Genomic DNA, 23,943 nt, shown 5'->3' with positions numbered 1-23,943 from the left:
CCGAGCCAAGGACCGTGATCGACGTGAAGGTCGGCATCCCCCGCGAAGTCAAGAACAACGAGTTCCGGGTGGCGATCACCCCCGCCGGAGTGCACGAGCTCGTCCGCCACGGCCACGAGGTCGTCATCGAGCGCGACGCCGGCGTCGGCTCGTCCATCCCGGACGAGGAGTACGTCGCCGCCGGCGCGCGGATCCTGGCCACCGCCGACGAGGTCTGGGCCGCCGCCGACCTGCTGCTCAAGGTCAAGGAGCCGGTCGCCGAGGAGTACCACCGCCTCCGCAAGGACCAGACGCTCTTCACGTACCTGCACCTGGCCGCCTCCCGCGAGTGCACCGACGCGCTGCTGGCCTCCGGCACCACCGCCATCGCGTACGAGACGGTCGAGACCGCGGGCCGTGCGCTCCCGCTGCTCGCCCCGATGTCCGAGGTCGCGGGCCGCCTCGCCCCGCAGGTCGGCGCGTACCACCTGATGCGCTCGGTCGGCGGCCGGGGTGTGCTCCCCGGCGGCGTCCCGGGCACCCACGCCGGCGAGGCCGTCGTCATCGGCGGCGGTGTCTCCGGCTGGAACGCCACGCAGATCGCCGTGGGCCTCGGCTTCCACGTCACGCTGCTCGACCGCGACATCAACAAGCTCCGCGAGGCCGACAAGATCTTCGGCACCAAGGTGAAGACCGTCGTCTCCAACGCCTTCGAGCTGGAGAAGGCCGTCGTCGAGGCCGACCTCGTCATCGGCGCCGTGCTCATCCCCGGGGCCAAGGCCCCGAAGCTGGTCACCAACGAGCTGGTCGCCAAGATGAAGCCCGGAAGTGTCCTTGTCGACATTGCGATCGACCAGGGCGGCTGCTTCGAGGACTCGCACCCGACCACCCACGCCGAGCCGACCTTCCAGGTCCACGGATCGGTCTTCTACTGCGTCGCCAACATGCCCGGCGCGGTCCCGAACACCTCCACCTACGCGCTCACCAACGCCACGCTTCCCTACATCGTGGAGCTGGCGAACCGCGGCTGGGCCGACGCCCTGCGCCGCGACGCCGCCCTGGCCAAGGGCCTCAACACCCATGAGGGGCAGGTCGTTTACCGAGAGGTGGCCGAGGCGCACGGTCTCCCGCACGTCGAGCTGAGCGCTCTGCTCGGCTGACGGGTCAACATCCCCCGTCAACATCGGGACTCCGGCCGGACCTTGCCGAGCAAGGTCCGGCCGGACGCGTACCGGGGTCCGTGGGGCCCGTGCGCAACTCGCCTCGAACGTAACCCTTTACCCGTTTCGTGCTGCGGCGAAATGTGCGGCTTGCTCGCTGTGCACCCTTGACAGCGGGGTGTTCGATTGCCGACACATCGGGCCGGGTCCGGCGGATTGTGTTGCTGCGGACCGGTGACACGCCATAGAGTCGCCAATCGTCGGCATGGTGCCACGCTGACCTATCGATAAGTTTCCTGGTCACGTCCAAGGAGGTAAGACGACTTGTGAATGAGTCGACAATTACTCCCGGGGGTGGTCAACCAGGGATGCCTGCACGGGGTCTGAGCCCGATCGGGCTCGAAGCTGTCGGCTCCGTCGCGGTCCGCACCTTCGCCACCCAACAGCACATGACGACAGCCCCCCAGATGATGGACGGCCTACACGTGAACGCCACGGCCGGCAACGAGAGTGGCCGGAACACCGACCGCTTCGCCGACTTCGCCGAGGTGCCCGAGGGGCACTTCTACGACCCCGACGCCGAGTACGAGCCCGACCCGGAGTACGCGGCCACGCTCGCGCCCGACGCCGCGCGCCAGCGCCGCGAGCGCATCGGCCCCACCGGACGGCCCCTGCCGTACTTCCCGATCCCGGGTCCCCTGACCGACCACGGCCCCGCGAAGATCATCGCGATGTGCAACCAGAAGGGCGGCGTCGGCAAGACCACGTCGACCATCAACCTGGGTGCCGCGCTCGCCGAGTACGGCCGCCGTGTCCTGCTCGTCGACTTCGACCCGCAGGGCGCCCTCTCCGTCGGCCTCGGGGTCAACCCGATGGAGCTGGACCTCACCGTCTACAACCTGCTCATGGAGCGGGGCATGGCGGCGGACGAGGTCCTGCTCAAGACCGCCGTCCCCAACATGGACCTGCTGCCGAGCAACATCGACCTCTCGGCCGCCGAGGTGCAGCTCGTCAGCGAGGTGGCCCGCGAGTCCACCCTCCAGCGCGCCCTGAAGCCGCTGATGGCCGACTACGACTACATCGTGATCGACTGTCAGCCCTCGCTCGGCCTGCTCACCGTCAACGCCCTGACGGCGGCCCACAAGGTCATAGTGCCGCTGGAGTGCGAGTTCTTCGCGCTGCGCGGGGTGGCGCTGCTCACCGAGACCATCGAGAAGGTCCAGGAGCGGCTCAACCCCGAGCTGGAACTCGACGGCATCCTCGCCACGATGTACGACTCCCGCACGGTGCACAGCCGCGAGGTCCTCGCCCGCGTCGTCGAGGCCTTCGACGAGCACGTCTACCACACCGTCATCGGGCGCACGGTCCGCTTCCCGGAGACCACGGTCGCCGGTGAGCCCATCACCACCTACGCCTCCAACTCGGTCGGTGCCGCCGCCTATCGCCAGCTCGCCAGGGAGGTGCTCGCCCGGTGTCACGCCGAGTGAGTCTGCCCGGGGCCGACGAACTGTTCCGTACGACCGGGGGAGGCATGGGCCTGCAGCCCTCCTCCCCGGCGGACCGGCGACGCAAGGCGAACGGCGAACCGCGGGTGCCCGCACCGGCGGGGGAGAGCGACCCCGCGGCCCGGCCCGGGACCGGTGAGGAGCACGCCTCCGCCGACGCCGACGACACGCGCGCCCGGGGCGGCGAGGGCGACCGCCGGACCGCCGCCGCTGCCCCCGCCGCTCCCGCGTCCGCCCCGGCCGGCGACCGGACCGCGGCCACCGGGCCGGCGGAGCAGTCGGCGGCCGTCCAGCAGCAGCGCAGGCGCGGCACCGGACGCGGGGCGAACCGCCGCCCCAGCGGCCGGGAGCGCCACGACGAGAAGATCACGGTCTACGTCTCCGCCGAGGAGCTGATGGACCTCGAACACGCCCGGCTCGTCCTGCGCGGCGAGCACGGCCTCGCCGTCGACCGCGGCCGGATCGTCCGTGAGGCGGTGGCGGTGGTCCTCGCCGACCTGGAGTCCCGGGGCGACGCGAGCATCCTCGTACGGCGGCTGCGCGGCCGCTGACCGGCGCCCCGCCGGTAGCCTGCCGGAGGGACCCGCCGACCCGGCGGGCCCTCCGCTCCCCGCACCACCCCTGGACCACCATGCCGACGCCCCCCGACCCCACCGCCCCGCGCCGCCGTGCCCTGGGGCGGGGGCCGGGAGTGGCGGAACCGCCCGCGCCGGAGCCGGAGGCCGTACGGGGACCAGAAGCCGTTCCCGTACCGGAAGCACCGGAGGCACCGGAGGACGCGCCCGAGCGGGTGCCCGAGCCGGAGGCCGTACGGGAGCCCGGGACGGCCCCCCTGCCGGAGCCGGAGGACGTACGGGAGCCGGACACCGCAGCGGAGACGGCACCGGAGCCCGGGGACGTACCGGAGAACTCGCCGGGACCGGGGGACGCGCCGGAGCGTGAAGGCGACGACAAGCGGTTCACCGTCCGGCTGGTGAACTTCGAGGGGCCCTTCGACCTGCTCCTCCAGCTGATCTCCAAGCACAAGCTGGACGTCACCGAGGTCGCGCTCTCCAAGGTCACCGACGAGTTCATGGCGCACATCCGCGCCATGGGCCCGGACTGGGACCTCGACCAGACCACCGAGTTCCTGGTCGTCGCCGCCACCCTGCTCGACCTCAAGGCCGCCCGGCTGCTGCCCGCCGCCGAGGTGGAGGACGAGGCGGACCTGGCGCTCCTGGAGGCGCGGGACCTGCTCTTCGCCCGGCTGCTCCAGTACCGGGCGTACAAGCAGATCGCCGACATCTTCAGCGGCCGGCTGGAGGCGGAGGCCCGCCGCCACCCCCGTACCGTCGGCCTGGAGGACCACCACGCGGAGCTGCTGCCCGAGGTGGTCATCAGCATCGGGCCCGAGGGGTTCGCGAAGCTGGCGGTCAAGGCGATGCAGCCGAAGCCCAGGCCCCAGGTGTACGTGGACCACATCCACGCCCCCCTGGTCAGCGTGCGGGAACAGGCGGGCCTCGTGGTGGAGCGGCTGCGGGCGGCCGGGGCGGCGGTCAGCTTCCGGATCCTCACCGAGGACGCGCCGGACACCCTCACCGTGGTGGCCCGCTTCCTGGCCCTGCTGGAGCTGTACCGGGAGAAGGCCGTCACCCTGGACCAGGACGAGGCGCTGGGCGACCTGCTGGTGACCTGGTGCGGCGGGGAGGGCGCGGAGCCGGTGGTGACGGACGAGTTCGACCAGGAGCCGAACGGGACGGCCGAGCAGGAGGAGGACGTACGGGATGAGTGAGCAGCCGGTCCAGGGGGACGGTACGGGCGCGGTCGCCTCGCTCGACCTGAAGCCCGCCCTCGAAGCGGTCCTGATGGTCGTCGACGAGCCCGCCACCGTCGACCAGCTGGCCAAGGTGCTCCAGCGGCCCCGGCGGGCCGTCGCGGACGCGCTGCGGGAGCTGGCCGACGAGTACACCGCGCAGCGCCGGGGCTTCGACCTGCGGCTCGTCGCGGGCGGGTGGCGGTTCTACACCCGCCCGGAGTACGCGGCGGCCGTCGAGGGCTTCGTCCTGGACGGCCAGCACGCGCGGCTCACCCAGGCCGCGCTGGAGACCCTGGCGGTGGTCGCCTACCGGCAGCCGGTGAGCCGGTCGCGGGTCTCGGCGGTGCGCGGGGTGAACTGCGACGGCGTCATGCGGACCCTCCTCCAGAGGGGTCTGGTGGCCGAGGCGGGCGCGGAACCCGAAACAGGTGCGATCCTGTACAGGACGACGAACTACTTTCTGGAGCGCATGGGCCTGCGAGGCCTGGACGAGCTCCCGGAGCTCGCGCCCTTCCTCCCGGAGGCGGACGCGATCGAGGCTGAGACGCTAGAGGGTGTGCCGTCGTTCGATCCGGACGCACCGGACACCCCGGATACTCACGCAGACGACAAGACGGAATTTTGATGCGAAGCAGTGGCAGGAACAGCGGAAGCGGCAGCGGCGGTCAGGGCGGCCGGAGCGGCGGCCAGGGCGGCGGCGGCCAGGGCGGGCGGCCCGGAGCCTCGGGCGGGCGTCCCGGCGGCCAGGGTGGTCGTCCCTCCGGCGGTCAGGGCGGACGCGGCGGCAGCCAGGGCGGGCGTCCCGGCGGCCAGGGTGGCCGGCCCTTCGGCCAGGGCGGGCGTTCGGGCTCGCAGGGCGGACGTTCCCAGGACGGGCGTGGCAGCTACCAGGGCGGCCGCGACGAGCAGGAGCAGCGCCCCCGCCGCCCCCGCCCCGAGGAGCGCCGCTACGACGTGGGCAACGACGCCCCCGGCGCCCGGGACGGCCAGGACGGCCCCCGCAAGGGCCGTGGCGCGGCGGCCCGCGGCGGCGCCAAGGGCGGCCCCAAGCCCGCACAGGGCGGCGGCGGCCGCAGCGGTGGCCCCCGTCGAGGCGCCCCGGCCCGCCCCCGCGAGCTGGACGCCAAGATCGAGCAGCGCAACCGCGACCGGTACGCGAACAAGCCCGACATCAAGCTCCCCAAGACCCACCCGGGCGCCGAGCAGGAGGGCGAGCGGCTGCAGAAGGTCCTCGCCCGGGCCGGCATGGGCTCGCGCCGCGCGTGCGAGGAGCTGATCGAGCAGGCCCGCGTCGAGGTCAACGGCGAGATCGTCGTCGAGCAGGGCATGCGCGTCGACGTCCACAAGGACGAGATCAAGGTCGACGGGCTGACCGTCGCCGCCCAGTCGTACCTCTTCTTCGCGCTGAACAAGCCCGCGGGCGTCGTCTCCTCGATGGAGGACCCGGACGGCCGCCAGTGCCTCGGCGACTACGTGACCAACCGCGAGACGCGGCTGTTCCACGTCGGCCGGCTCGACACCGAGACCGAGGGCATCATCATGCTCACCAACCACGGTGAGCTGGCCCACCGCCTCACGCACCCCAAGTACGGAGTGAAGAAGACCTACCTGGCCGCCGTCCAGGGCCCCCTGCCGCGCGACCTCGGCAAGCGGCTCAAGGACGGCATCCAGCTGGAGGACGGGTACGCCCGCGCCGACCACTTCCGGGTCGTCGAGAACACCGGCAAGAACTACCTGGTCGAGGTCACCCTCCACGAGGGCCGCAAGCACATCGTGCGCCGGATGCTGGCCGAGGCGGGCTTCCCGGTCGAGCGGCTGGTGCGGACGTCCTTCGGGCCGATCCCGCTGGGCGACCAGAAGTCCGGCTGGCTGCGCCGCCTCACCAACACCGAGGTCGGCATGCTGATGCGCGAGGTCGGCCTCTAGCAGCGCTCTTCTCCACGGCCCGCGGCCGGTTCTGTTCGAACTTTCCCGAACAGAACCGGCCGCGGGCCTTTTGCCGCCTCCGCCCACCCTTTATAGTCAGAGTGACTATTAAGAAGGAGGCGGGCCCGTGAGCCTCGCGGACATACTCGATCCCCTGCAACAGCCCCTGGTGACGGTCCTGGACACCCCGGTCAGCTGGACCGAGGTGCTGGGCTTCGGCAGCGGGGCGCTCTGCGTCTGGCTGGTGGCCCGCCAGCACATCGCCAACTGGCCGATCGGCATCGCCAACAACGTCTTCTTCATCCTGCTCTTCGCCCAGGCCGGGCTGTACGCCGACGCCGGCCTCCAGATCGTCTTCATCACCCTCGCCGCGTACGGCTGGTGGACCTGGACCCACGGGGGTGGACCAGGCACCACGACCCTGCCGGTGCGCAGGACGACCCGCACCGAATGGGCCTGGCTGCTCGCGGCGGGGGTGGTGGGGACCGCCGGGATCACCCTGCTGCTCTCCCGGGCCACCGACTCCACCGTCCCGTTCTGGGACGCCCTGACGACCTCGCTCTCGCTGATGGCGACGTACGGGCAGTGCCGGAAGCGGCTGGAGTCCTGGTGGCTCTGGATCGCGGCGGACGTGGTCTACATCCCGCTCTACGCCCACAAGGGGCTGTATCTGACCTCGCTGCTGTACGCCGGGTTCCTCGCGCTCTGCGTCGTCGGCCTGCGCAGCTGGCACCGCGACCTGACCGCCCGCACCGCCCGCCCGCTGGAGGTGGCCGCCGCGTGAAGCGCTACGGACACGGCCTGGTCCTCGGCAAGTTCTACCCGCCGCACGCGGGCCACCACCACCTCGTCGAGACCGCCCGGGACCGCTGTGAGCGGCTGACCGTGCTGGTCTGCGCCGCCTCCGTGGAGTCCGTCCCGCTCGCGGACCGGGTGGCCTGGATGCGCGAGGCGCACCCGGACGTCACGGTGGTCGGCGCGGTCGACGACACGCACATGGACGTGACCGACCCGGCGGTCTGGGACGCGCACATGGCCGTCTTCACCGCCGCCGTCCCCGACCGCGTCGACGCGGTCTTCACCTCGGAGGCGTACGGGGAGGAGCTGGGCCGCCGCTTCGGCGCCGCGTCCGTGCTCGTCGACCCCGACCGCACCCGCTTCCCGGTCTCCGGCACCGCCGTCCGCAAGGACCCCGTCGGCTGCTGGGACTTCCTCCGCCCGCCCGTGCGGGCCGCCCTCGCCCGCCGGATCGTGGTCCTCGGCGCCGAGTCCACCGGCACCACCACCCTGGCGCGGGCGCTCACCGGCCACTACCGCGCCCGCGGCGGGGTCTGGGCGCGGACGGGGTACGTCGCGGAGTACGGGCGCGAGTACAGCGAACGCAAGCTCGCCGAGCTGCGCGAGCGGTGGCCCGGAGCCGTCTGGGAGGACGTCACCTTCACCACCGACGACTTCCCCGCCATCGCCCGCACCCAGAACGAGCGCGAGGAGGCCGCCGCCCGCACCGGCTCCCCGGTCCTCTTCTGCGACACGGACTCCTTCGCCACCACCGTCTGGCACGAGCGGTACGTCGGCGGCCGCAACCCCCTCGTCGAGGAGATCGCGGACCGGGCCGCCCCGCACCACCTCTGGCTCCTCACCGACCACGAGGGCGTCGCCTTCGAGGACGACGGGCTGCGCGACGGCGAGGAGCTGCGCCCCTGGATGACCGACCGCTTCCGCGCCGAACTCACCCGCACCGGACGCCGGTTCGTCGAGATCACCGGCCCGCCCGAGGCCCGGCTCGCCGCCGCCGTCGCCGCCGTGGACGGACTCCTCGCCACCGGCTGGGACTTCACCGCACCCCTCCCGGAGAAGCGATGAGCACCGGCGTACCCGAGGGGTACGACCCGCACGCCTTCCCGCCGTTCGCGGTCACCGTCGACCTCGCGGTCTTCACGGTCCGGGACGCGGCGCTCCACGTCCTGCTGGTCGAGCGCGGCCAGGACCCCTTCCGGGGGCGCTGGGCGCTGCCGGGCGGCTTCGTCCTGCCCCGCGAGTCCGCCGACGAGGCCGCCCGCCGCGAACTGGCCGAGGAGACCGGACTCGGCCCGGACGCCGTGGACGCCCTCCACCTGGAGCAGCTGCGCACCTACACCGACCCGGACCGCGATCCGAGGATGCGGGTCGTCTCCGTCGCGTACGCCGCCCTCCTGCCGGACCTCCCCGAACCGCGCGGCGGCGGCGACGCGGCGAGCGCGCGATGGTGGGCGGCGGGCGCCACCGGACCGCTCGCCTTCGACCACGACCGGATCCTGGCCGACGCCCGCGACCGGATCGGCGCCAAGCTCGAATACACCTGCCTGGCCACGGAGTTCTGCCCGCCCGAGTTCACCCTCGGGGAACTCCAGCAGGTCTACGAGACGGTGTGGGGCGTCGAACTGGACCGCCCCAACTTCCGCCGCAAGGTCCTGGGCGCGCCCGGCTTCGTCCAGCCCGTCGACGGCCCCCCGCGCCGCACGGGCGGCCGGGGCAAACCGGCCGCGCTCCACCGGGCGGGCCGTGCCACGACCCTCCACCCGCCCCTGCTCCGCCCGCAGCCCGCCGACGCACCCCTCTCCCGCCCGGAAGGACGAACGCCATGACCATCGCCACCCGGAGACTGACCAAGCAGGCGGCCACCGGCTCGCTGACCGGGCTCGCGCTCGGTGACGCGCTGGGCTTCCCCACCGAGTTCGACGACGTGCCCTCGATCCTCGCCAAGTGCGGCCCGTGGCGGGGGATGGAGCTGCCGACCCCCGCGTTCGTCACCGACGACACCCAGATGACCATCGCGCTCGGCCGGTCCATCCGCACCGCCATGGACAGCGGACTGCTCACGCCGGAGCGCATGGTGGACCCGGTGCGCCGGGAGTTCATCGCCTGGTACCACTCGCCGGACAACAACCGGGCCCCCGGCACCACCTGCCTCACCGCCTGCCGCCTCCTGGAAACCACCGGCGTCTGGCAGGAGGTGAGCCAGACGCACTCCAAGGGCTGCGGCGCCAACATGCGGGTCGCGCCCATCGGCCTCGTCCCCGGCCTCAGCACCGAACAGCGTGCCGGGGCCGCCCAGCTGCAGGCCGCCCTCACCCACGGCCACCCCACCGCGCTCGCCGCCTCCGACCTCACCGCCCGCGCGGTCCTCCTGCTCGCCCAGGGCGCCGAACCGCTCGGCCTGATCGGCCAGTTGCGCAGCTACGCGTACGAGAACAGCGGCCGCTACCACACCCGCTGGCTGGGCGACCTGTGGCGGTACGCCGGGGACACCTCGCCCGAGGCCTTCATCAGCCGCGGCTGGGACGAGTGCCAACACGCCCTGGCCGCCCTCCAGGAGGCCCTGCGCGACCCGTCGCCGGAGACCGACCCGTGCGAGCGCACCGGCGACGGCTGGATCGCCGAGGAGGCCCTCGCGACCGCCCTGCACTGCTTCCTGCTCTTCCCCGAGGAGCCGCTCACCGCCCTGCGCCGGGCCGCCTGCACCCGGGGCGACTCCGACTCGATCGCCTGCCTGGCGGGCGCCTTCGCCGGAGCCCACCTGGGCGCGGGGGCCTGGCCCCAGGAGTGGTCGGAACGCATCGAGTACCGGAGCGACCTGCTCTCCCTGGCGGCGCTCTGGGACGCTTGAGCGACGAGACCCACTCCTCTCACCCCGGCGCGGGCCGGCCTTCCGGTGGTCGGCCCGCGCCCCGCCCCGGCCGACACCCCGGCGCGCCCGTACTACCGTGCCGACGCCCTCCGCACCCGTACGAGGAAGTCCTCCACCGCCGCCCGGTCCGGTCCGGGCGGCAGCGGGGAGGACTCCGCCGCCTCCTCGCTCTCCTCGGCCAGGCGGTTCATCCGGCGCTCCACCTCCGGCCACGGCACCTCGCCCCGCTTCACCGCGAGCAGTTCCCCGCGCGCCTCGCCCACCTCGATGCGCAGCTCACCGGTGCGCAGCAGGTCCCGGCAGCTCGCCAGCAGCCGGAGCAGGTGCATGGCGTGCTTCCAGCGGGGCTCCCCGTACAGCCGGACGTCCGCCTCCAGCTTTCTGCGCTGGCCCAGCGCGTAGCGGACGAACGTGGTGTGCGCCTGGCGGGAGAGGAACGCCCCGCGCAGGGCGAGCAACTCCCGGCCGGTGGCGTCCACGTACTCCACCAGCGGGGAGTGCAGGCACTCCAGCATATTCGGATTGGCCCGCAGCGCCAGCTCGCAGAAGCGTTCCAGCTCCCAGGAGAACTGCTCGGGGGCCGGGCCCTCGACATGGGTCGGGGGCTTGGTGAAGCCCCAGAACAGCGGGGTGGGGGCGGCGTACACCCCGCGCAGGTCGGTGTCGCTGTCCTGCGTCGCCAGCCCGAACGCGCGGGAGCCCATCACACACGCGTAGACCGTGTGGTCACGTACGAGAGCCTCGTCGGCGGGAGTGATCATGGCCGTGAGGGTACGTGGACGACGGGCCGGGCCACATCCGGAAATCCCCGGCCGGGGCGGGGGCGGCCCCGCTGCTCAGCCCAGCCGGATCGCCCCGTCCGTGACCGTGATCCGCTCGGCCGGCAGCGGGCGGGTCGCCGGACCGGCCTCGACCGCCGCGTCGGTGAGGGAGAACTTGGAGCCGTGGCAGGGGCAGTTGATGGTGCCGTCGCTGACCGTCGAGACCAGGCAGCTCGCATGGGTGCAGACGGCGGAGAACGCCTTGAACTCGCCCTCCTCCGGCTGGGTCACCACCACCTTCTGCTCCTTGAAGACCGTGCCCCCGCCGACCGGGATGTCCTCGGTCGAGGCGAGCTGCTGCCCGCCACCGGGGGAGGCGTCCGGGGAGGTGCCGGGCGAGGTGGCGGCCGTGTCCCCGCCACCGCCCCCGTCGGCGTCCGATCCGCAGCCGGTCACCAGGGCGGCGGCCCCTGCCGCGCCCGCCGCCAGGACCGTCCTTCGCCGTGCGTTCATGGGCTCTCCAGTTGTCAGGTGTGAGTGGGGGGATCCGTGCCCGCCATGGTGGCGGCGGGGAGCGCGGAGGTGAAGCAACCGGGCGGGCCGGAGGTACTTCCTGTACAGTCGTCCAGGAAATCGCCCCGGGAGGCCGTTCGCCATGCACATCGCAGCTCAGACCCTGGTCGCGCTCGTCGCGCTGATCCACGCCTACTTCCTGGTCCTGGAGATGTTCCTCTGGGACACCGACCGCGGCCGCAAGGCCTTCGGTACGACCGCGGCCTTCTCCCGCGAGAGCGCCACCCTCGCCGCCAACCAGGGCCTCTACAACGGCTTCATGGCCGCCGGACTGGTCTGGGGCCTCCTCGCCGCCGACCCCGTCGCCTTCCAGGCCCAGGTCTTCTTCCTCGGCTGCCTGGTCGTCGCCGGGGTCTACGGGGCCGTCACCGTCAGCCGGAAGATCCTCTACGTCCAGGCCGTACCGTCCGCGATCGCCCTCGGCGCGGTCCTGCTCGCGGGCTGAGCCCCGTTGACGCCCGCGGTCACCGACGGCAGCGCCGACCCCCGTACCGCACGCACCCGGGCCAGGCTCCGGGCGGCCCTCCTCGCCGCCTGCGAGCACCGGCCGCTCGACCGGGTCAGCGTCGCGCAGGTGGTGCGCGGGGCCGGGGTCGGACGCGCCACCTTCTACCTCCACTACGACGACCTGAACGCCCTCGCGGTGGACGCCTGCGCCGATGTCGTCACCGAGGCGGTCGACGCCCTGCACGCCTGGGAGGGCGCCCCGCCCGGCCCGGACGCGCCCCCGGCCCCGCTCGCCGCCCTCCTCGCCTCCGTCCACGCCCGGGCGCCCGTCTACCGCGGCCTCCTGCGCGAAGGCGGCGGCGGGCCGCTCGGCGAACGGCTCCACCGGGAGCTGCGGCAGCGCAGCCTCGACGAGCTGGACGCCCGCCGCCCGGCGGAACCCGGACACGACCTCACCGCGAGCGCGGTGGCCGGAATCTTCACCGGGACGCTGGCCGACTGGGTGCACGGGGAGATCACCGCCACCCCCGGGCAACTCGCCGGCCGGATCTGGCAGCTGCTCCTCGCGGTCCACGCCACCGCCCGTCTCACCTGGAGAGCGCGGCAGCCGGACCCCGCGAAGCCCCTCTAGGGTGATCAGGAGCAGCGCGGAAGTGAACGAGCGAGGAGTCAGGACGTGGCGGTACGAGCGGTCCGAGGCGCCGTCCAGCTGGAGCGGGACGAGGCCGGACACATGGAGGAGCGGGTCGGTGAGCTGCTCACGGCCGTCCTGGAGCGCAACGAGCTGGTCGCCGACGACCTGATCAGCATCTGGTTCACCGCCACCCCCGATCTGCACAGCGACTTCCCGGCCGCCGCCGCGCGCGGTCTCGGGATCGTCGACGTCCCCCTGATCTGCGCCCAGGAGCTGGACGTCGAGGGGGCCATGCCCCGCGTCGTCCGGCTCCTCGCCCACGTCGAGACCTACCTCTCCCGCGCGGAGATCAGCCACGTCTACCTCGGCGCCACCGCCGCCCTGCGCAAGGACATCGCCCAGTGAGAACCGCCCTCGTCATCGGAACCGGGCTCGTCGGCACCTCCGCCGCCCTGGCCCTGGCCGGACGTGGCATCCACGTCCACCTCGTCGACCACGACCCCGAGTCGGCCCGCACCGCCGCCGCGCTCGGCGCCGGGACCGACGAGCCGCCCGCCGGGCCGGTCGACCTGGCCGTGATCGCCGTACCGCCCGCCCACACCGCCACCGTCCTGGCCACCGCCATGCGCGACGGGGTGGCCCGGGGCTACCTGGACGTGGCCAGCGTCAAGGGCGGCCCGCGCCGGGAGCTGGAGGCGCTGGGCCTCGACCTCACCCCGTACATCGGTACGCACCCGATGGCGGGCAAGGAGCGCTCGGGCCCGCTCGCCGCCACCGCCGACCTCTTCGAGGGGCGCCCCTGGGTCCTCACCCCGACCCGGGAGACCGACACCGAGGTCCTCAACCTCGCCCTGGAGCTGGTCGCGCTCTGCCGGGCCGTGCCCGTGGTGATGGACGCCGACGCCCACGACCGGGCCGTCGCCCTGGTCTCGCACACCCCGCAGCTGATCTCCTCCATGGTCGCCGCGCGGCTGGAGGAGGCCGACGAGTCCGCCGTGCGGCTCTGCGGGCAGGGCATACGGGACGTGACCCGGATCGCCGCCTCCGACCCCCGGATGTGGGTGGAGATCCTCTCCGCCAACCCGGGCCCGGTCGCGGACGTGCTGGCCGGGGTCGCGGCCGACCTGGCGGAGACCGTGACCGCGCTGCGGGGTCTGGACTCCGTGGACGAGGAGCGGCGGCGCGCGGGCACCGACGCCATCGAGGGCGTGCTGCGCCGTGGCAACGCGGGCCGGGTCCGGGTCCCGGGCAAGCACGGAGCCGCCCCGGCCGCCTACGAGACCGTGGCCGTCCTCATCGGGGACAAGCCGGGCGAGCTGGCCGCGATCTTCGCCGACGCGGGCCGGGCCGGGGTCAACATCGAGGACGTCCGCATCGAGCACGCCACCGGGCAGCAGGCGGGCCTGGTCCAGATCATGGTCGAGCCGAGCGCGGCCCCCGTGCTCGCGGCGGCCCTGACCGAACGCGGCTGGTCCGTCCGCGGCTGACCCCGGACGGACGGGGACGTGGCCCCGCACCGGCGGGACCCTGACCCCGGACCGGCGGGGGCGCGTCCCAGGGGCGTACGGGACACGCGCGTCCCACCCGCCGGGGGCGCCGGCCGCCCCGTACGGTCCCCAGGTCTGAGCCGTACGGGGTACAAGGCCGCGCCCCGCACTCGGTAACCTGGTACGAGGCCTCCCGTGGCCCGTCCGTCCCCACCCCGTGTACCAGGAAGGTGTCCACCGCCGTGGAAACCGCAAGCTCCGCCGTGATCGTCGCCATCGACGGGCCCTCCGGCACCGGAAAGTCGAGCACCTCGAAGGCCGTCGCCGCCAAGCTCGGCCTGAGCTACCTGGACACGGGCGCGCAGTACCGGGCCATCACCTGGTGGATGCTGAACAACGGCATCGACGTCGCCAGCCCGGCCGAGATCGCCACCGCCGCCGCCAAGCCGGTGATCGTCTCCGGCACCGACCCGTCCGCCCCGACGATCACCGTCGACGGCGAGGACGCCTCCGGCCCGATCCGCACCCAGGAGGTCACCTCCAAGGTCAGCGCGGTCAGCGCGGTCCCCGAGGTGCGCACGATCATCACCGAGCTGCAGCGCTCCATCGCCGCGGGCGCCGAGGGCGGCATCGTCGTCGAGGGCCGGGACATCGGCACCACCGTGCTGCCCGACGCCGACATCAAGATCTTCCTCACCGCCTCCCCGGAGGCCCGCGCCGCCCGCCGGAGCGGTGAGGTCAAGGGATCCGACCTCGCGGCCACCCGCGAGGCCCTGATCAGGCGGGACGCCGCCGACTCCGGCCGCAAGACCTCCCCCCTCGCCAAGGCGGACGACGCCGTCGAGGTGGACACCACCGAGCTGACCCTCCAGCAGGTCATCGAGTGCGTCGTCACCCTCGTCGAGGAGAAGCGGACCGCCGCGTGAGCGACGCCACGGCGGCGCCGACGCTGCGCGGTGCCGCGGTCGGGCGGCGGATCGGCATCGGCCTGATGTACGGGCTCTGGAAGCCGCGGGTGCTCGGCGCGTGGCGGGTGCCCGCCGCCGGACCCGTCATCCTCGCGGTGAACCACTCCCACAACATCGACGGCCCGATGCTGATGGGCACCGCGCCCCGGCCGGTGCACTTCCTGATCAAGAAGGAGGCGTTCGTCGGCCCCCTCGACCCGTTCCTGCACGGGATCGGCCAGATCGAGGTGGACCGTACGACCGTCGACCGCACCGCCATCAGCCACGCGCTGGGCGTGCTGGCGGACGGCGGGGCGCTCGGGATCTTCCCGGAGGGCACCCGGGGCGAGGGCGACTTCGCCTCGCTGCGGGCCGGACTCGCGTACTTCGCGGTACGCGGCGGGGCGCCGATCGTCCCCGTCGCCGTCCTGGGAAGCACCGAGCGCCGCGGACGGCTGATACGGGGGCTGCCCCCGCTGCGCAGCCGGGTCGACGTCGTCTTCGGCGACGCCTTCGACGCGGCCGCGGGTGACGGGCGGCGGACGCGCAAGGCGCTGGACGAGGCGACCCTGCGGATCCAGGAGCGGCTCACCGCCCACCTGGAGAGCGCCAAGCGCCTCACCGGCCGATAGGCCAGACTTGACCTGACTTGAGTAGTGGACGGCGCTGATCGCGGTCCATCGATGATGATGCAAAGAGGAACGGACTTCATGAACGACCAGATTCACTCCGGCGGCTCGGACCACGAGCACGGAGAGCTTGGCGATGCCGAGTACGCGGAGTTCATGGAGCTTGCCGCGCAGGAGGGCTTCGACGCCGAGGAGGTCGAGGGCGCTCTCGGCGAGGCCGGTCACGGCCCGCTCCCCGTGCTCGCCGTCGTCGGCCGCCCCAATGTCGGCAAGTCGACCCTGGTGAACCGGATCATCGGCCGCCGCGAGGCCGTCGTGCAGGACAAGCCCGGCGTCACCCGCGACCGCGTCACCTACGAGGCCGAGTGGGCGGGACGCCGGTTCAAGGTCGTCGACACCGGCGGCTGGGAACAGGACGTGCTGGGCCTCGACGCCTCCGTCGCCGCCCAGGCGGAGTACGCCATCGAGACGGCCGACGCCGTGGTCTTCGTGGTCGACTCCACCGTCGGCGCCACCGACACCGACGAGGCCGTCGTCAAGCTGCTGCGCCGGGCGGGCAAGCCCGTCGTGCTCTGCGCCAACAAGGTCGACGGCCAGAGCGGCGAGGCCGACGCCACCGCCCTCTGGTCGCTCGGCCTCGGTGAGCCCTACCCGGTCTCCTCGCTGCACGGCCGCGGCACCGGCGACATGCTGGACGCGGTCCTGGAGGCGCTCCCGGACGCCCCGGCCCAGAGGTTCGGCACCGCCCCCGGCGGCCCCCGCCGCATCGCCCTGATCGGCCGCCCGAACGTCGGCAAGTCCTCCCTGCTCAACAAGGTCGCGGGGGAGGACCGGGTCGTCGTCAACGAGCTGGCCGGGACCACCCGCGACCCGGTCGACGAGCTGATCACGCTCGGCGGCATCACCTGGAAGTTCATCGACACCGCCGGTATCCGCCGCCGCGTCCACCTCCAGGAGGGCGCCGACTACTACGCCTCGCTGCGGACCGCCGCCGCCCTGGAGAAGGCCGAGGTCGCCGTCGTCCTGATCGACGCCGGCGAGTCCATCAGCGTCCAGGACCAGCGGATCGTCACCATGGCCGTGGAGGCGGGGCGCGCCCTCGTCGTCGCCTTCAACAAGTGGGACACCCTCGACGAGGAGCGCCGCTACTACCTGGAGCGCGAGATCGAGACGGAGCTGGCGCAGATCGCCTGGGCCCCGCGCGTCAACGTCTCGGCCGTCACCGGCCGCCACATGGAGAAGCTGGTCCCGGCGATCGAGACCGCGATCGAGGGCTGGGAGACCCGCGTCCCCACCGGCCGGCTGAACGCCTTCCTCGGCGAGATCGTCGCCGCCCACCCGCACCCGATCCGCGGGGGCAAGCAGCCGCGCATCCTGTTCGGCACCCAGGCGGGCACCAAGCCGCCCCGGTTCGTCCTCTTCGCCTCCGGCTTCCTGGAGCACGGCTACCGCCGCTTCGTCGAGCGCCGGCTCCGTGAGGAGTTCGGCTTCGAGGGCACCCCGATCCACATCTCGGTCCGGGTCCGCGAGAAGCGCGGCCGCAACAAGTAGCGCACACGGGAGAGCCCCGGCACGGCCCGTACGAAGGGACCGTGCCGGGGCTCTCCCGTACCCGCTCTCAGGACTCCCGGGAGCCCGGCGGAAGCGCCGCCGGCCGGGGGCGCCCGGCGTGCCGGCCCACCCGCTGCCAGGAGCCGAGGGTCCCGGTGTGGTGGCTCTGGGCGCCGCCGGACCCGGTCTGCCGGGCGGACCCGGGTGGGGACGGGTGGCCGGGCAGCGGGGCCCGGGAGGCGAAGAACCCCGCGCTGAAGGCCGGGAAGCGGAGGTTCTCCTCACCGCTCCGGTCACCCGGCAGCGCCCGGAACGAGCGCCGGTACTCGGAGTACAGCGCGTCGTAGATCGGGGTGGCGGAGGCACCCGCCGATGGATCCTGCGCGGGACGCATGGCAGGAATCTGGCTCTGGTGCTGGCGGGACGGGTCGTATGAGTGCACGTAGGTGCCAACGACCTCGTCGCCCGTCGGATGCGGTTCCGCCGGAGAAAACGCTGTTCGGCGGGGGTGCCCGAGCGGGGCGGACATGCTCAGGTCCCGGCCAGCGGCATCGAGGCGGCGACCAGGACCCCGTTGACCGCGGCCTTCTCCAGGGCGTCCCGGAGCAGGTCCTCGCGCGGCTGCTGGCCGATGGTGCCGGCCGGGGCGGCGAAGACCAGGACCTGCTGCGACTTGTTGACCGCGGCCCGCCAGCCGTCGGTGACCTGGAGCGGCTGGTGGGCCTGCCACCAGGCGACCGGGTTCCCGCCGCCGGAGCCAGGCTGCAGCACGGCGTGCAGCTGGCCCACGGCGAGCAGCACCGACCAGCCCGGCAGCGGCGCGGGCAGCGTGTGCAGGTCCGGCGCCGGGTGGAAGCCCTGCTCCAGCAGCAGCTGGAGGAACTCGTCGCCCCCGCTGCCGTCGGTGCCGGGCCGGGCGACCGGGCCGGTCGGTTCGACGACCAGGGCCGGGCGGACATCGTCCTCGATGAGAACGAGACCGCTGGTGATGCCGAGGACGGCCTGTTCGGGCATGCGCCCCTCCGTATTCTTCTGCTCGCTGCCGGTGATGCTGCGCACCGCGCCCTGGAGCTGGTCCTCCGCGACCTTGACGACCTGCGAGGGGATGCACGTCGCGTGGGCGAACGCGAGCACGGCCGTCTCGTCCCCGATGAACAGCACGGTGCTGGTGCGCTCCTGGTCGGAGTCGCCGGGGGTGCGGCAGGAGGTGCAGTCGTAGCTGCCGGGGGTGTCGTCGCCGACGAGCAGCCGGTCGGCTTCGTCGTCGCCGATCTCGGCGCGTACGTCCTGGCTGACGTCGAGCATGCGCGGCACGGGTGGCTCCTCGGACTCGGTGCGTGGGCCGGGGAGTTCCCGGCTCATGAAGAGACAACGGGCGATCCGCGGCCGGGGTCACGCACCGGCGGGGACGGAAGTGAGGGGCATGTCGACTCATCGCTACATCGACGAGTCGACCCCCGGCCTCTTCGGGGAGCGGCCCTCCGGCCCCTCGGAGAACTGGGCGGGGCGGTCGGACGTATTCTCCGGAGATTTTCCCCGGACGCAGGCAACCTCCCCGCTATTTCCCACGTCAAGCACGGAGGAATGCGGCGCCGGAACGGGGGCGGACAGGCGGCCGGGAAATCAACCGGCCGTCCCCGGCGAATGCGCGGGGACCGGACGCCGAGCGTTATCCGGACCCGCGGCTTCCGGGAACGGGCTGGTCAGCCGCGGTTCCGGCGGTGCGGCGGGGGTACCGGAGGGTGCGACGCATTCCACGGCGGAATCCGCCCGGATTCCGGACCCGTTCGAGGTGGTGGAACGGGGCGGCGGAACAGGTGGTGAACCACCGGGACATACAGTCACGCAGTACCGGCCCGACCAGGGGGAAACGGCGGCTCCATGCATATCTCATTTCTTCTGCACAACGCGTACGGCATCGGCGGGACGATCCGTTCGACCTTCACGCTCGCCCGCACCCTCGCCGAACAGCACGACGTCGAGATCGTCTCCGTCCTCCGGCACCGCGACACACCCCAGCTCGGCGCGCCCGAGGGCGTGACGCTCCGCCACCTCGTCGACCTGCGGAGGAAGAGCGGTACCTACGAGGGGGACGCGGCCGAACACGCCCGGCCCGCCGTGGTGTTCCCGCGCGGCGACAGCCGGCACAAGCAGTACAGCAGGCTCACGGACGCCCGGATCGCCGACCACCTCCGGACGCTCGAAGCCGATGTCGTCGTCGGCACCCGCCCCGGGCTGAACGTGCACATCAGCCGGCAGACCCGCCGGGGCCCGGTGCGCGTCGGGCAGGAGCACCTGACCCTCGACAACCACGGCTACCGGCTGCGGCGCGAGATCGCCCACCGGTACACCCTGCTCGACGCCCTCACCACCGTCACGCGGGCCGACGCCGCCGACTACCGCCGCCGGATGAAGCTGCCCGGCGTGCGGATCGAGGCCATCCCCAACGCCGTACCCGTGCCCGGCTGCCCGCCCGCCGACGGCGATCTGAAGTGGGTCGTCGCGGCCGGCCGGCTGCACCGGGTCAAGCGGTACGACCTGCTCGTACGGGCCTTCGCCCAGGTCGCGGCCGCCCGCCCGGACTGGCGGCTGCGGATCTACGGCGGAGCGGACGCCAGCGGCGACGAACAGGCCACGCTGCGCGCGCTCGTCGACCGGCTGGACCTGCACAACCACGTGTTCCTGATGGGCGCGGCCAGCCCGCTGGAGGCCGAGTGGCCCAAGGGGTCGATCGCCGCCGTCACGTCGGAGCGCGAGTCCTTCGGGATGACCATCGTCGAGGCGATGCGCGGCGGACTGCCGGTCGTGGCCACCGCCTGTCCGCACGGACCGGCCGAGATCATCGAGGACGGCGTCGACGGCTGCCTCGTACCGGTGGGCGACACCGACGCGGTCGCCGCCGCGCTGCTCCGGCTGATCGAGGACGACGGCCTGCGCCACCGGATGGGCCGCGCCGCGCTGGCCGCGTCGGAACGCTTCGACCCGGCGCGGATCGCCGAGCGCCACGAGAGCCTCTTCACCGAGCTCGTCGCCCGGGGCGCCGGCAGCCGGAGCCACGGCCCGCTGCGCACCGCGCTGCACCGCACCCGGGGCACCGTGCTCGACGGGGCGTACGCCCTCCGCTACAAGGCCGCCGACGTGCTCCGCAAGGGGAGGACCGCATGACCGCCACCGCCACCGCCGACGCGACCGTACGCGCCGACTGCGTCGCCGACCCGGCCGGAACGCTCACCTTCGACCTGACCCCCGCCACCGCCCCCGCCTCCGGGGCCGTACTGCTCCTGCGCCGGAGGGGAGGGGAGGGCACCACGGTCCGGCTCCCGCTGAGCAGCAGCGCCCCCGGCCGGCTGCGGGCGGTGCTGGAATCCGCCACCGACCTGCCCGAGGGTTGGTGGGACACCTACGTCGAGGAGCCCGGCTCCGCGGACCCGCCGGCGGTCCTGCCCGGTCTGCGGGATCTGCGCACCCTCGTCGACCGCACCCCCGACGCCGCCACCGCCGCCGTCCGCTGGCGGGTGCCCTACCCCACCCTCGACGGCCGCCTCGCGGTCCGCAGCTGGGTCCGCGCCCCGCACGCCGAGGCCGGCGCCATCCGCGTCGGCCCGGCCGGCATGAGCGTCGAGGGCGTGCTGTACGGGGCCGGGGCGGGGGAGGACGCCGTGGTCGAGGCCCGGCTCCAGGGGGACCCCGCGCGCCTCCACCGGGTCCCGCTCACCGCCACCGGGGAGCCGGGCGGCTTCGCCTTCACCCTGCCCTACGCCCCGCTGGTCACCGGCCCGGTCGCCGGGGAGCAGCTCTGGTGGCTCTGGCTGATCCCGGCTCCCGGAGCGAAAGCCGTGCGGATCTCGCGCATCCTGGACGACGTCTGGACCCGGCACAAGACCTTCGTCTACCCGGGCCGTCCGGTGGCCGGGGGCGCCATGGCCACCCCCTGCTACTCCGTCGGCAACGACCTCTCCGTGCGGGTGGAGCCCCGGCCCGCCACCGCCTGAGCCGGCCGGGGCCAGGGCTTGCGGACAGCTCCTGTCCGCAAGCCCTGGCAGACTCCTCCCCATGCTGGAGACCTCGGCACGACTGCTGCGCCTGCTCTCACTGCTCCAGGCCCACCGGGACTGGTCCGGCGCCGATCTGGCCGAACGGCTCGGCGTCACCCCGCGCACCGTCCGCCGGGACGTGGAGAAGCTGCGCGAGCTGGGCTACCCGGTGAACGCCAGCCCCGGAACCGGCGGCGGCTACCAGCTCGGCGCCGGGGCCGAGCTGCCGCCGCTCCTGCTGGACGACGAGGAGGCCGTGGCGGTCGCCGTGGGGCTGCGTACGGCGGCGGGCCACGGCGTCGAGGGCATCGGCGAGACCTCCGTACGCGCCCTGGCCAAGCTGGAGCAGGTGCTCCCGAACCGGCTGCGGCGCCGGGTGAGCGCGCTCGGCGCCTTCACCGTGCCGATGCTGCACGGGGCGGACGCCGAGACCGTCGACCCGGCGCTCCTCACCGAACTCGCCGGGGCCTGCCGGGACAGCGAGCGGCTCCGCTTCTCCTACCGCGCCCACGGCGGCTCCGACTCCCGCCGGACCGTCGAACCGCACCGGCTCGTCTGCACCGAGCGCCGCTGGTACCTCGTCGCCTGGGACCTGGACCGGGCGGACTGGCGGACCTTCCGGGTGGACCGGATCACCCCGACACCCCCGCACGGCCCCCGTTTCGCGCCCCGCACCCCGCCCGCCGAGGACCTGGCCGCCTATGTCTCCCGGGGCGTCTCGGTCTCCGCCTACGCGGCGCGGGCGGTGCTCCTGCTGAAGGCCCCGGTGGCGGAGGCCGCCCGGCGCGTCTCGCCCTCCGCCGGGGTGCTGGAGCCCGTCGACGAGCGGAACTGCCGGCTCACCGTGGGCGCGCCCGACCTGGAGGTCCTGGTGATCCACGTGCTGCTCATGGGGATCGACTTCGAGGTGGTGGAGCCGCCCGAGCTGATCGAGGTGATGGCCCGGGCCCGGGACCGGCTGGACCGGGCGCTCGCCGGATCGTGGGATTCCTCCCGGTTCCGCGCGGGAGGGGGAACCGTGGATGAAGCGTGAGGAAATGTAGGACAGGTATAAGGGAGCATGAATTCCCGGTGCTCCGCCCATTCGGGTGACGGGGCCCGGCCGGGTAAAAGCGCCAGGTCACCCAGGGGGTTTCCGGAGTGCGGCGTACGGCCCCGCGGTGCGGCCGTACGGGGGCCGCCGGCCATTTCGCACCTCCGCTTCCCGGCGGGCTGTCCGGGTGAATAGGGCGGGATATGGGCGTGTGGGGATTCTGTGACACAAGCGTGACCGCGACGGCACGTGAGCATGCCGGGCCGGGCCCCGCTCCGGCCTTCCGTCCGGCCCCGCGGCCGCCTACGGTGAGGGGTATGGCCTCTCTACCGACCCCTCCCGAACAGCCCGACGACGCCCCCGACGCGTATGTCGGCCTCGCCGCCGACGCCGCCGAGCAGCTGGCCAGAAGCCGTGGCTGGGACACGGTCCGGGCGGTCCCGCCGGGCTCGTTCATGACGATGGAGTTCCGCTCCGGGCGCATCAACTTCCAGGTCGAGGACGCCACGGTGACCCGCTGCTGGGTCGGCTGACGGCCCCCTGGCCCCGGATACGACCGCGTACGGCGAAGGCCCCGACCACCAGGGTGTGGTCGGGGCCTTCGCCGTACGCGGGGGGCCTTAAGGCCTCTGGCCGCCGGTCATCGGCCCGCCGGGCTCGCGGTGCTCCGGGAGCCGTGGTCCGGGTGCTGCGGCGGGCGGCGGCTGCCCGCCGGGGCCACCGGCGGCCGCTCCGGGCAGACGGTGGGGGTGTGCGCCCGCGCCCGGGCCCCGGTCGCCGTGGCGGTCGCGGTGGCCGTGGACCCTCCGGTCACCCTCTGCGCGGCGGCTGCGGCGGGCATGACGGGTGTCGCCGCCGCGCCCGCGAAGGCCGCCCCCTCGCCCGCGATCGACTGCGGGAGCAGCACCGGCTGCGGCCCGTCCTGCGGGGCGACCGCCGGACGGACGGCCCTGCGCCGGGCCCGCCACTGCTCGCGTACGTCGAAGATCCAGCTCTCCGTCCGGGCGATCAGCGGCTCGAACCAGGGCAGCGCCAGCAGGATGAGCAGGCCCGCCGCCCAGCCCAGCAGCACATCGCTGAGCCAGTGCGTACCGATGTAGACGGTGGTGAGGCCGACGCCCAGCGAGACGGTGGCGGAGAGCGCCGACAGATAGCGCCTGGCCCGGGGCGTGGTGGCCAGATAGGCGAGGATTCCCCAGGTCACGACGGCGTTGGCGGTGTGACCGGAGGGAAATATATCGCCGCCGGCGAACATCTCGGCCGAGCCGATCTGCGTCGCGTAGTGCGGGCCGAGCCGCCCCAGACCCAGCTTGACCGCGCCCACCGTCACGTTCAGCAGCAGCAGGGCCGTGCCGAGGACCAGGAGCGGCCGGAGCGTGTGCTGACGCCAGGAGCGCCAGCCCAGCCAGCAGGCGACCATCACCGCCGTCGGGCCGCGCTGGCCGAGCACGACGTAGTAGTCGAGGAAGGCGTGCAGTTCGGGCCACTGCTGGTAGGGCCGGAACAGCATGACCTTCCAGTCCAGGGCCACCAGCCAGGACGTCACGAGCACGGCGAAGACGATGGCGAGATAGAACGCCAACGTCCCGCCGAAGAGGGCGATGCGGTGACGGCTCATCCGCGGTGCCACTATCTTCGGCGGTTCCGGCTCCCGGTCCAGGCGGGCGAAGATGTCGGTACGCACCCAATCGACGTTACAGCGAGTGAGTGTGCGTGCAGGCCAATCCGGCCGCTTTGTGATGACGATGTGATGTGGACTTCGTCTCAGCGGGGTTACTTTTTCCGGCCCCGGAGAACAAACCCCGTGATCTTGCG

General features: G+C 73.4%; 26 protein-coding genes. 21 read left to right on the top strand and 5 right to left on the bottom strand.

The window, feature by feature from the left end; genetic code table 11:
• The first annotated feature begins 23 nt into the window (after nucleotides 1-23).
• The 10 genes from ald (at nucleotide 24) to ACQ9ZG_RS05575 (ending at nucleotide 10,011) form a co-directional block, all read left to right on the top strand.
• Complete coding sequence (gene ald / locus ACQ9ZG_RS05620; RefSeq protein ID WP_109917201.1) at nucleotides 24-1,139, top strand: alanine dehydrogenase; 1,116 nt, start codon at nucleotides 24-26, stop codon at nucleotides 1,137-1,139.
• Nucleotides 1,140-1,507: 368 nt separating this feature from the next.
• Nucleotides 1,508-2,626 (top strand): ParA family protein, encoded by a 1,119-nt coding sequence (locus tag ACQ9ZG_RS05615; RefSeq protein ID WP_018488026.1) that lies wholly within the window; start codon nucleotides 1,508-1,510, stop codon nucleotides 2,624-2,626.
• Nucleotides 2,623-3,195 (top strand): hypothetical protein, encoded by a 573-nt coding sequence (locus tag ACQ9ZG_RS05610; protein ID WP_499281572.1) that lies wholly within the window; start codon nucleotides 2,623-2,625, stop codon nucleotides 3,193-3,195. The genes ACQ9ZG_RS05615 and ACQ9ZG_RS05610 overlap by 4 nt, the downstream gene beginning before the upstream one ends.
• A gap of 80 nt (nucleotides 3,196-3,275) precedes the next feature.
• Nucleotides 3,276-4,415: a segregation and condensation protein A gene (locus tag ACQ9ZG_RS05605; protein WP_499280033.1), complete on the top strand. Its 1,140-nt coding sequence runs from the start codon at nucleotides 3,276-3,278 to the stop codon at nucleotides 4,413-4,415.
• Nucleotides 4,408-5,064 (top strand): SMC-Scp complex subunit ScpB, encoded by a 657-nt coding sequence (gene scpB / locus ACQ9ZG_RS05600; protein ID WP_018488023.1) that lies wholly within the window; start codon nucleotides 4,408-4,410, stop codon nucleotides 5,062-5,064. The genes ACQ9ZG_RS05605 and scpB overlap by 8 nt, the downstream gene beginning before the upstream one ends.
• Nucleotides 5,064-6,365 (top strand): pseudouridine synthase, encoded by a 1,302-nt coding sequence (locus ACQ9ZG_RS05595; RefSeq protein ID WP_499280030.1) that lies wholly within the window; start codon nucleotides 5,064-5,066, stop codon nucleotides 6,363-6,365. Before scpB ends, ACQ9ZG_RS05595 begins: the two co-directional genes overlap by 1 nt.
• A gap of 127 nt (nucleotides 6,366-6,492) precedes the next feature.
• Nucleotides 6,493-7,149, top strand: coding sequence for a nicotinamide riboside transporter PnuC (gene pnuC, locus ACQ9ZG_RS05590; protein ID WP_084996206.1), 657 nt, complete (start codon nucleotides 6,493-6,495; stop codon nucleotides 7,147-7,149).
• The gene (locus tag ACQ9ZG_RS05585) at nucleotides 7,146-8,228 is read left to right on the top strand and encodes an AAA family ATPase (protein ID WP_109917225.1); all 1,083 of its coding nucleotides are present in this window, start codon (nucleotides 7,146-7,148) and stop codon (nucleotides 8,226-8,228) included. Before pnuC ends, ACQ9ZG_RS05585 begins: the two co-directional genes overlap by 4 nt.
• Nucleotides 8,225-8,989: an NUDIX hydrolase gene (locus ACQ9ZG_RS05580; RefSeq protein ID WP_136016154.1), complete on the top strand. Its 765-nt coding sequence runs from the start codon at nucleotides 8,225-8,227 to the stop codon at nucleotides 8,987-8,989. Before ACQ9ZG_RS05585 ends, ACQ9ZG_RS05580 begins: the two co-directional genes overlap by 4 nt.
• Nucleotides 8,986-10,011 carry an ADP-ribosylglycohydrolase family protein gene (locus ACQ9ZG_RS05575; RefSeq protein WP_109917171.1) on the top strand — a complete coding sequence of 342 codons (1,026 nt, stop codon included), beginning with the start codon at nucleotides 8,986-8,988 and terminating at the stop codon, nucleotides 10,009-10,011. The genes ACQ9ZG_RS05580 and ACQ9ZG_RS05575 overlap by 4 nt, the downstream gene beginning before the upstream one ends.
• Nucleotides 10,012-10,103: 92 nt before the next feature.
• On the opposite strand, the gene ACQ9ZG_RS05570 is transcribed toward ACQ9ZG_RS05575, so the two are convergent.
• Both ACQ9ZG_RS05570 and ACQ9ZG_RS05565 read right to left on the bottom strand, forming a co-directional pair.
• Nucleotides 10,104-10,793, bottom strand: a complete 690-nt coding sequence (locus ACQ9ZG_RS05570) for a nucleotidyltransferase domain-containing protein (RefSeq protein WP_109917172.1) — start codon at nucleotides 10,791-10,793, stop codon at nucleotides 10,104-10,106.
• Nucleotides 10,794-10,868: 75 nt separating this feature from the next.
• Nucleotides 10,869-11,306, bottom strand: coding sequence for a Rieske (2Fe-2S) protein (locus ACQ9ZG_RS05565; RefSeq protein WP_109917173.1), 438 nt, complete (start codon nucleotides 11,304-11,306; stop codon nucleotides 10,869-10,871).
• Between the two features lie 142 nt (nucleotides 11,307-11,448).
• Between ACQ9ZG_RS05565 and ACQ9ZG_RS05560 the strand changes: the two genes are divergently transcribed.
• From ACQ9ZG_RS05560 to der, 7 genes are all read left to right on the top strand, one after another.
• On the top strand, nucleotides 11,449-11,811 hold the full coding sequence (locus ACQ9ZG_RS05560; RefSeq protein ID WP_018488014.1) for a DUF1304 domain-containing protein: 363 nt from the start codon (nucleotides 11,449-11,451) through the stop codon (nucleotides 11,809-11,811).
• Nucleotides 11,812-11,817: 6 nt separating this feature from the next.
• Nucleotides 11,818-12,444: a TetR family transcriptional regulator gene (locus ACQ9ZG_RS05555; RefSeq protein WP_028419887.1), complete on the top strand. Its 627-nt coding sequence runs from the start codon at nucleotides 11,818-11,820 to the stop codon at nucleotides 12,442-12,444.
• A gap of 45 nt (nucleotides 12,445-12,489) precedes the next feature.
• Nucleotides 12,490-12,852, top strand: a complete 363-nt coding sequence (gene aroH, locus ACQ9ZG_RS05550; RefSeq protein WP_018488012.1) for a chorismate mutase — start codon at nucleotides 12,490-12,492, stop codon at nucleotides 12,850-12,852.
• Complete coding sequence (locus ACQ9ZG_RS05545) at nucleotides 12,849-13,934, top strand: prephenate dehydrogenase (RefSeq protein ID WP_386698423.1); 1,086 nt, start codon at nucleotides 12,849-12,851, stop codon at nucleotides 13,932-13,934. The genes aroH and ACQ9ZG_RS05545 overlap by 4 nt, the downstream gene beginning before the upstream one ends.
• Nucleotides 13,935-14,164: 230 nt before the next feature.
• Entirely contained in the window at nucleotides 14,165-14,860 is a 696-nt protein-coding gene (cmk, locus tag ACQ9ZG_RS05540) for a (d)CMP kinase (RefSeq protein WP_018488010.1), read from the top strand.
• Nucleotides 14,857-15,513 carry a lysophospholipid acyltransferase family protein gene (locus tag ACQ9ZG_RS05535; RefSeq protein ID WP_084996214.1) on the top strand — a complete coding sequence of 219 codons (657 nt, stop codon included), beginning with the start codon at nucleotides 14,857-14,859 and terminating at the stop codon, nucleotides 15,511-15,513. The genes cmk and ACQ9ZG_RS05535 overlap by 4 nt, the downstream gene beginning before the upstream one ends.
• A 78-nt stretch (nucleotides 15,514-15,591) precedes the next feature.
• The gene (gene der, locus ACQ9ZG_RS05530) at nucleotides 15,592-17,061 is read left to right on the top strand and encodes a ribosome biogenesis GTPase Der (protein ID WP_109917170.1); all 1,470 of its coding nucleotides are present in this window, start codon (nucleotides 15,592-15,594) and stop codon (nucleotides 17,059-17,061) included.
• A gap of 67 nt (nucleotides 17,062-17,128) precedes the next feature.
• Here the strand turns inward: der and ACQ9ZG_RS05525 are convergent, their stop codons facing one another.
• Together ACQ9ZG_RS05525 and ACQ9ZG_RS05520 are read right to left on the bottom strand one after the other, a co-directional pair.
• On the bottom strand, nucleotides 17,129-17,455 hold the full coding sequence (locus ACQ9ZG_RS05525; protein WP_028419891.1) for a hypothetical protein: 327 nt from the start codon (nucleotides 17,453-17,455) through the stop codon (nucleotides 17,129-17,131).
• 137 nt (nucleotides 17,456-17,592) lie between these two features.
• Nucleotides 17,593-18,375 (bottom strand): DUF8842 C-terminal domain-containing protein, encoded by a 783-nt coding sequence (locus ACQ9ZG_RS05520; RefSeq protein ID WP_028419892.1) that lies wholly within the window; start codon nucleotides 18,373-18,375, stop codon nucleotides 17,593-17,595.
• Nucleotides 18,376-18,942: 567 nt separating this feature from the next.
• On the opposite strand from ACQ9ZG_RS05520, the gene ACQ9ZG_RS05515 reads away from it, so the two are divergent.
• The 4 genes from ACQ9ZG_RS05515 to ACQ9ZG_RS05500 all read left to right on the top strand — a co-directional run bounded on the left by ACQ9ZG_RS05515 (nucleotide 18,943) and on the right by ACQ9ZG_RS05500 (nucleotide 22,661).
• Nucleotides 18,943-20,226 carry a glycosyltransferase family 4 protein gene (locus ACQ9ZG_RS05515; RefSeq protein WP_028419893.1) on the top strand — a complete coding sequence of 428 codons (1,284 nt, stop codon included), beginning with the start codon at nucleotides 18,943-18,945 and terminating at the stop codon, nucleotides 20,224-20,226.
• Complete coding sequence (locus ACQ9ZG_RS05510; protein WP_499280025.1) at nucleotides 20,223-21,053, top strand: transferase; 831 nt, start codon at nucleotides 20,223-20,225, stop codon at nucleotides 21,051-21,053. The genes ACQ9ZG_RS05515 and ACQ9ZG_RS05510 overlap by 4 nt, the downstream gene beginning before the upstream one ends.
• 61 nt (nucleotides 21,054-21,114) lie before the next feature.
• Nucleotides 21,115-22,128 carry a helix-turn-helix transcriptional regulator gene (locus ACQ9ZG_RS05505; RefSeq protein WP_032756746.1) on the top strand — a complete coding sequence of 338 codons (1,014 nt, stop codon included), beginning with the start codon at nucleotides 21,115-21,117 and terminating at the stop codon, nucleotides 22,126-22,128.
• A 317-nt stretch (nucleotides 22,129-22,445) separates the two neighbouring features.
• Complete coding sequence (locus tag ACQ9ZG_RS05500) at nucleotides 22,446-22,661, top strand: I78 family peptidase inhibitor (RefSeq protein ID WP_018488002.1); 216 nt, start codon at nucleotides 22,446-22,448, stop codon at nucleotides 22,659-22,661.
• A 107-nt stretch (nucleotides 22,662-22,768) separates the two neighbouring features.
• On the opposite strand, the gene ACQ9ZG_RS05495 is transcribed toward ACQ9ZG_RS05500, so the two are convergent.
• Complete coding sequence (locus ACQ9ZG_RS05495; protein ID WP_084996218.1) at nucleotides 22,769-23,812, bottom strand: phosphatase PAP2 family protein; 1,044 nt, start codon at nucleotides 23,810-23,812, stop codon at nucleotides 22,769-22,771.
• Nucleotides 23,813-23,943 lie beyond the last annotated feature (131 nt).

It is taken from the genome of Streptomyces araujoniae, from assembly GCF_050871195.1.
In the GTDB taxonomy this organism is placed as follows: Bacteria; Actinomycetota; Actinomycetes; order Streptomycetales; family Streptomycetaceae; genus Streptomyces; species Streptomyces bacillaris.
Note: the sequence above shows the minus strand (reverse complement) of the source record. Positions and strands in the feature narration are given on the sequence as shown.

Bases quoted from the DNA above. Each gene is read 5' to 3' on its own strand.
- ACQ9ZG_RS05615 (WP_018488026.1), top strand. From the start codon at position 1,508: ATGCCTGCACGGGGTCTGAGCCCGATCGGGCTCGAAGCTGTCGGCTCC.
- ACQ9ZG_RS05605 (WP_499280033.1), top strand. From the start codon at position 3,276: ATGCCGACGCCCCCCGACCCCACCGCCCCGCGCCGCCGTGCCCTGGGG.
- scpB (WP_018488023.1), top strand. From the start codon at position 4,408: ATGAGTGAGCAGCCGGTCCAGGGGGACGGTACGGGCGCGGTCGCCTCG.
- ACQ9ZG_RS05595 (WP_499280030.1), top strand. From the start codon at position 5,064: ATGCGAAGCAGTGGCAGGAACAGCGGAAGCGGCAGCGGCGGTCAGGGC.
- ACQ9ZG_RS05580 (WP_136016154.1), top strand. From the start codon at position 8,225: ATGAGCACCGGCGTACCCGAGGGGTACGACCCGCACGCCTTCCCGCCG.
- ACQ9ZG_RS05575 (WP_109917171.1), top strand. From the start codon at position 8,986: ATGACCATCGCCACCCGGAGACTGACCAAGCAGGCGGCCACCGGCTCG.
- ACQ9ZG_RS05570 (WP_109917172.1), bottom strand. From the start codon at position 10,793: ATGATCACTCCCGCCGACGAGGCTCTCGTACGTGACCACACGGTCTAC.
- ACQ9ZG_RS05565 (WP_109917173.1), bottom strand. From the start codon at position 11,306: ATGAACGCACGGCGAAGGACGGTCCTGGCGGCGGGCGCGGCAGGGGCC.
- ACQ9ZG_RS05560 (WP_018488014.1), top strand. From the start codon at position 11,449: ATGCACATCGCAGCTCAGACCCTGGTCGCGCTCGTCGCGCTGATCCAC.
- der (WP_109917170.1), top strand. From the start codon at position 15,592: ATGAACGACCAGATTCACTCCGGCGGCTCGGACCACGAGCACGGAGAG.
- ACQ9ZG_RS05525 (WP_028419891.1), bottom strand. From the start codon at position 17,455: ATGCGTCCCGCGCAGGATCCATCGGCGGGTGCCTCCGCCACCCCGATC.
- ACQ9ZG_RS05515 (WP_028419893.1), top strand. From the start codon at position 18,943: ATGCATATCTCATTTCTTCTGCACAACGCGTACGGCATCGGCGGGACG.
- ACQ9ZG_RS05510 (WP_499280025.1), top strand. From the start codon at position 20,223: ATGACCGCCACCGCCACCGCCGACGCGACCGTACGCGCCGACTGCGTC.
- ACQ9ZG_RS05505 (WP_032756746.1), top strand. From the start codon at position 21,115: ATGCTGGAGACCTCGGCACGACTGCTGCGCCTGCTCTCACTGCTCCAG.
- ACQ9ZG_RS05500 (WP_018488002.1), top strand. From the start codon at position 22,446: ATGGCCTCTCTACCGACCCCTCCCGAACAGCCCGACGACGCCCCCGAC.